The following is a 6,487-nucleotide window of genomic DNA, read 5'->3' on the forward strand; positions in this document are numbered from 1 at the left end:
TGCAGGGTGGATTCTGTTTTGCCAGTTGTAACGGGCGCTTTCCGGAACTTTTTACCCAGGGCTTGATTTTTTGTCCACTTTTTGATCAAGCAAAAAGTGGACAAAAAATTGTTGCGCACCAGTGGACTGAATGTTGCAGTTGTCGACTGCGCTTCTCCTAAAAATGGGTCATCACAAATAGGTTTTGTAAGCGGTCTATTATTATACAGCAATAGGTGCTCTAATAGCTGGATGATGTGTATAATTCAGTAAAATAAAATCCTCATAAACAAAATCAAACAAATCTGTTACATTTTCTCGGAGCTGCATAGTCGGTAATGGATAGGGGCTACGTTTAATTTGCAAATGCGCTTGTTCTAGGTGATTATGGTATAGATGCGCATCGCCCAAGGTGTGGATCAGTGTTCCAAGTTTTAGCTGGCATACTTGTGCCATCATCATGGTTAAAAGTGCGTAAGAGGCAATGTTAAAAGGCACCCCTAAAAAAACGTCCGCACTACGCTGGTAGAGTTGACAAGATAGCTGTCCGTTTCCTACATAAAATTGAAAAAAAGCATGACAAGGGGGTAAGGCCATTTTAGAAATGTCACCCACATTCCATGCACTTACCAATAGTCTACGGGAATCCGGATTGGTTTTAATGGCCTCTATAATCGTACTTATTTGATCAATTTTTTCGCCTGTTGCGGTAGGCCAGCTTCTCCATTGGTGGCCATAAATAGGCCCTAGTTCTCCCTCTCTATTGGCCCACTCATCCCATATGGTAACGCCATGTTTTTGTAAATAAGCTACATTTGTATCTCCTCTTAAAAACCAGAGTAATTCATAAATAATAGAGCGAAGGTGTACTTTTTTAGTTGTAACCAATGGGAAGCCGTCCGCTAAGTTAAAGCGCATCTGGTAGCCAAAAATACTCTTGGTTCCTGTTCCAGTTCTATCTTTTTTATCAATTCCTGCTGCTAAAATAGCTTCTAATAATCTTAAATATGGTTCCATGGCTATGCGCTATATTTTTCTAGTTTAGGCATTGAATTTATGCCAAATTAGACTTGAGAACAAGTTTTTGCTAGGCCTTGCTACACAGGACTCAATAATTACATGGCAGGTCTAATATATACTCATATACTCAAACCTTATTGCAACTAAAGGAGCGATAATTGTAAAAACAGCTGGCAAAGCAAAGCAATAGATCATTTATTTGAAAAAATATTTGTGGATTCAAAAAAAAGCTATACCTTTGTATTACGATTCAAAGCAAAGCAGCTAAAAGCAGTAAAAAATGCCAAAATCAAGGTAAAAAAGCTCAGCAGCTATGCTTATAGATTTCAAAAGATGTTCTTTGACTTATTGTAAAAGCAAAATAGGGTAGACAAATCTCTTTTTAGGGATTCAGTCTAATTCCATTTCAAGAGCAAGTAAGAAACAATTAAGGGCGTATGGAGGATGCCTTGGCTCTTAGAGGCGATGAAAGACGTGATAAGCTGCGATAAGTTGCGGGGATTGGTTATACGATTTGATCCGCAAATGTCTGAATGGGGCAACCCACCCTGCCTATGTAGGGTATCTCTTCAATGGAAGAGAAGCAAACCTGGAGAACTGAAACATCTAAGTATCCAGAGGAAGAGAAAACAAATTAGTGATTCCATAAGTAGTGGTGAGCGAACGTGGATTAGCCCAAACCATAGCAGTTTCGGCTGCTATGGGGTTGTAGGACTAGCAATATAAACTAATATCAAGAACTTAAATTATTTTGGAAAAATAAGCCATAGAAGGTGAAAGCCCTGTCAAGGTAATCGATATGAGTTTAGTTAGTATCCTGAGTAGGTCAGTCCCGGTGAAAGGCTGACTGAATCTGCCGGCACCATCCGGTAAGGCTAAATACTCCTAAGAGACCGATAGTGAACAAGTACCGTGAGGGAAAGGTGAAAAGTACCCTGAATAAGGGAGTGAAATAGTACCTGAAACCATACGCTTACAAGCAGTCGGAGTTTTTTGGTATGTATTTATATATGCTTATAAAATGACGGCGTGCCTTTTGTATAATGAGCCTATGAGTTAATCTTTTCTGGCAAGGTAAATCCTTTTGAAAGGAAAAGCCGAAGCGAAAGCGAGTCTGAATAGGGCGCTTTAGTCAGAAGAGTTAGACGCGAAAGCCGGTGATCTACCCATGGCCAGGTTGAAGCGTTGGTAAAACAACGTGGAGGACCGAACCAGTGGATATTGTAACGTCCTTGGATGAGCTGTGGGTAGGAGTGAAAGGCTAATCAAACCGGCAGATAGCTCGTACTCTCCGAAATGTTTTTAGGAACAGCCTTAAGTGTATACTGATAGGGGTAGAGCTACCGATAGGACTAGGGGGGTAACCTACCGTGTCCAGACGAACTCCGAATACTATCAGTTTTACTTAGGAGTGAGGGTTAGGGCGTTAAGGTCCTGATCCGAAAGGGAAAGAACCCAGACCATCAGCTAAGGTCCCCAAATATATACTAAGTTGAACTAAGAAAGTTTAGTTGCTTAGACAGTCAGGATGTTGGCTTGGAAGCAGCCATTCATTTGAAGAGTGCGTAACAGCTCACTGATCGAGCGACAAAGCGTCGATAATAAACGGGCATTAAGTATATTACCGAAGCTATGGCCTTGCTACCTAAGGTAGCAAGGGGTAGGAGAGCATTCTAATCAAGCTGAAGCCAAATAGTAATGTTTAGTGGATTGATTAGAAAAGAAAATGTAGGCATGAGTAACCAAAATAATGGTGAGAAACCATTACACCGTAAGACTAAGGTTTCCATGGCGATGGTTGTCATCCATGGGTTAGTCGGGCCCTAAGCTGAAGCCGAACGGCGTAAGCGATGGAAGATCGGTTAATATTCCGATACTAGCTAGCAATAGAGAAGAGGGGACGAAGAAGTGAAAGGTCTGCCTTCTGACGAATTAGAAGGTTAAAGCCCGTAGATATAGGTGTGGCAGGCAAATCCACCATACTTGTCGAAGGTAACAGTACTACAATCCCTCGGGAGCGTAGATAATGACCCTAATCATACTTCCAAGAAAAGCCTCTAATTGTTATGTGTTAGCTAACCGTACCGCAAACCAACACAGGTAGTTGAGGAGAATATCCTAAGGTGTTCGAGTGATTCGTGGCCAAGGAACTCGGCAAAATAGCCCTGTAACTTCGGGAGAAAGGGCGCCTCATTGATTCTTTTAGGAGAATCAATAGGCCGCAGTGCAAAGGCCCAGGCGACTGTTTACCAAAAACACAGGACTTTGCAAAATCGAAAGATGAAGTATAAGGTCTGATACCTGCCCGGTGCTGGAAGGTTAATAGGAGGCGTTAAGTCGCAAGATTAAAGCGCTGAATAGAAGCCCCAGTAAACGGCGGCCGTAACCTTGACGGTCCTAAGGTAGCGAAATTCCTTGTCGGGTAAGTTCCGACCTGCACGAATGGTGTAACGATCTGGGCGCTGTCTCAGCCACGAGCTCGGTGAAATTGGAGTGACGGTGAAGATACCGTCTACCCGCAATGGGACGAAAAGACCCCATGAACCTTTACTATAGCTTAACATTGATAATATGTAGATAATGTGTAGGATAGGTGGGAGACTACGTAAGTAGTCGCCGTTGAAATACCACCCTTTATTTATGTGTTATCTAATCTTTTTGAAAAAAGAGACAGTGTTTGGTGGGTAGTTTGACTGGGACGGTCGCCTCCTAAAAAGTAACGGAGGCTTTCAAAGGTACCCTCAGTACGGATGGTAATCGTGCGTAGAGTGCAATAGCATAAGGGTGCTTGACTGTGAGACAAACAAGTCGAGCAGAGTCGAAAGACGGATATAGTGATCCGGTGGTTCCGAATGGAAGGGCCATCGCTAAAAGGATAAAAGGTACTCTGGGGATAACAGGCTGATCTCCCCCAAGAGCTCATATCGACGGGGAGGTTTGGCACCTCGATGTCGGCTCGTCACAACCTGGAGCTGAAGCACGTTCCAAGGGTTGGGCTGTTCGCCCATTAAAGTGGCACGCGAGCTGGGTTCAGAACGTCGTGAGACAGTTCGGTTTCTATCTATTGCGGGCGTTAGAAGTTTGAGAGGAGCTGACCTTAGTACGAGAGGACCGGGTTGGGTAAACCTCTGGTGTATCAGTTGTGACGTCAGTTGCACTGCTGAGTAGCTACGTTTATAAGAGATAAGTGCTGAAAGCATCTAAGCACGAAACTCGCCTCAAGATGAGACTTCAATAAGGGTGGTTAAAGATTATGACCTTGATAGGTTGCAGGTGTAAAGTCAGAAATGGCAAAGCTGAGCAATACTAATTACCCGAACGTTTCTTCTTTTTTTTCTTGATTTTGCTTTTACAGTAGTCAATTACTTTTTTTAGACTAGTCTATATGATTCATGATAAGCTCATATAGTTAAATTAAAGTATTAAAAATAAAGGTGACGAAAGCGCTGGTGTGCACCTCTTCCCATTCCGAACAGAGAAGTTAAGCCCAGTAGCGCCGATGGTACTTCGGTAAAACGCGGGAGAGTAGGTAGTTGCCATCTTTTATTTTTTTCCTCATGCTATGCTGTAGTGTTGCGTGAGGATTTTTTTACATGTAATTATTTAAAACTAGCCACCTCAACTTGCCAGCCTCTGCTTTTATCTTTTTTTTCATACTCATAGTCTATTCTAATAATTTGTATAGTTCAATACTATTTTATGATCTTCCTCTTAATTTTAATTTAATCTATTATGCTTCTACGAATTATAATCAATAGCATTTGTTTATGGTGTTTTATTCTCCAAAATGTTGCTTGTGGTTGTAACCATAATGCTAACAAATATACGGGCCAACTAAGTGACGTAGCAGCCTATGCACAAAATTTGGATCCTGGTGTTAAGAATCAAATTCTTGAGCTTCTAGAGTCTAAATTGTCATTATACCAGTGTTTCTTAAAAAGAATAGATGCTGATCCAGAATTATCTACTGAAGAGCTTTCTTTAGATCAAAAGCAGGAATGGGATAAACTTCATCTACTATTTATTGATTTATATCGTATGATTTATAAGGCTTGGGAAACGGTAGAAGATGATATTGCTTCACAAGAAAAACCTATAGACTTAAATGAAGAGGCGCTATCATTGATGCAATTGATCCTTGTAGAAGAATTAGACTTTTCAAAAGAAACCCAGGGTCAGGTTATATCTTTTATCATAAGTCTTAATAAGCTACGGGATACTATTAAAAAGTATTATATCAATCCACTCAATAGCTATATGGATGGCGGTGATTTGGCAGCGTTTGAACAAGTCGTTGATATAAGAAAAAAAGAAACTCATGAAGCCATTTTAGATTTTGTAGAACAGTTTAAAGAAGATGAGGGTCATGAAGATGAGGACGAAGCCGAGGATGACGAAGAAGAAGATGACGAAGATGAGGATGCATAAATTAAACGCTTTGTTGGGCTTACTTATGGTCCGAAATCTGTGAGACTTGGTCTATTATGAAGTATCTAAATAGCATTCAATTTATTAAAAAAGTATTATTAGATCCCTATGCTATTTCAACAGTTTTTTTTGCTGTATGGATGCTCTGTTTTGATGATCAAAATTTAGGGGTACAAGCTAGCTTGTATAATCGTTTGAAAAAATTAAAGACAGATAGGATCGAGTATATTTCTCAAATTCAACAGATTAAAAAAGACAAAAAAGAACTTGTTGGTAATTTAGATTTTCTAGAGAAGATGGCTCGTGAAAAATACTATATGAAGCGAGAGAAAGAAGATTTGTATGTCATTGTGCAAGAATAGTTTAGGTGTTTTTTGATTTGATAGTAAGATCTTTAATAGTAGCTACATGTCGATTGCCATACATAGCAGACAAGTTTGTTCAGTTAGCTTAGCATTTTTAGAAGCAATCATTGATTTATCAAAAACCTATCAAAAGCGCATAATAGTTTCTAATCATTTAGCTAAATTATTGGAGTCTGAATCTACTGTTAATTTATCTACACTACCTGTTTTTGATCTGAGTGATTTAAATCTACAACTAGATTTAGAATTGATTATAAGTTTAGGTGGTGATGGAACTTTTTTAGAAACTATTCATTATCTCAAAGATCATGTGATTCCTTTACTAGGTATCCATAGAGGTAATTTGGGATTTTTAACTATGGTCACTCTTACAGACGCTGTTAGTGTATTGATACGTTTTTTTGAGGGTGATTATACATTAGAAGAACGCACGCTTTTGGCTTTATATGGTGCATCTACTCCTGTTTCGTTTGGGCTAAATGAAGTCGCATTGCTTAAGCGAGATTAAAAAACTTGTCGATTATATTGAAAAAAAATATAGCATACAAGCAGGTGACGAGGGCTATGTATCGGTATAAGCAACTTGTATCTATTCCTGACACTGGTAAAAAATGAATTTAATAAAGCTATTTTTTTATCAAGAAAAAAGTAAGAGAAAAACATTTATAATCAAATAAAAAAAATAAATAATTACT

At 39.5% G+C, this 6,487-nt stretch carries 4 protein-coding genes and 2 rRNA genes; 5 read left to right on the forward strand and 1 reads right to left on the reverse strand.

The genetic code is table 11. The features are described 5' to 3' along the window. Positions 1–201: 201 nt before the first annotated feature. Positions 202–996 carry a thymidylate synthase gene (locus MUW73_RS01215; protein WP_243018118.1) on the reverse strand — a complete coding sequence of 265 codons (795 nt, stop codon included), beginning with the start codon at positions 994–996 and terminating at the stop codon, positions 202–204. Between the two features lie 420 nt (positions 997–1,416). On the opposite strand from MUW73_RS01215, the gene MUW73_RS01220 reads away from it, so the two are divergent. From MUW73_RS01220 to MUW73_RS01240, 5 genes are all read left to right on the forward strand, one after another. Continuing rightward, a 23S ribosomal RNA gene (locus MUW73_RS01220) occupies positions 1,417–4,329 on the forward strand. 100 nt (positions 4,330–4,429) lie between these two features. After that, positions 4,430–4,541, forward strand: a 5S ribosomal RNA gene (rrf, locus tag MUW73_RS01225). A 190-nt stretch (positions 4,542–4,731) separates the two neighbouring features. After that, complete coding sequence (locus MUW73_RS01230) at positions 4,732–5,427, forward strand: hypothetical protein (RefSeq protein WP_243018119.1); 696 nt, start codon at positions 4,732–4,734, stop codon at positions 5,425–5,427. 56 nt (positions 5,428–5,483) lie between these two features. Beyond that, positions 5,484–5,789, forward strand: a complete 306-nt coding sequence (locus MUW73_RS01235) for an FtsB family cell division protein (RefSeq protein ID WP_243018120.1) — start codon at positions 5,484–5,486, stop codon at positions 5,787–5,789. Positions 5,790–5,835: 46 nt separating this feature from the next. Then, positions 5,836–6,300: an NAD(+)/NADH kinase gene (locus MUW73_RS01240; protein ID WP_243018121.1), complete on the forward strand. Its 465-nt coding sequence runs from the start codon at positions 5,836–5,838 to the stop codon at positions 6,298–6,300. Positions 6,301–6,487: the final 187 nt, after the last annotated feature.

It is taken from the genome of Candidatus Cardinium sp. cByotN1 (assembly GCF_022810525.1).
In the GTDB taxonomy this organism is placed as follows: Bacteria; Bacteroidota; Bacteroidia; order Cytophagales; family Amoebophilaceae; genus Cardinium.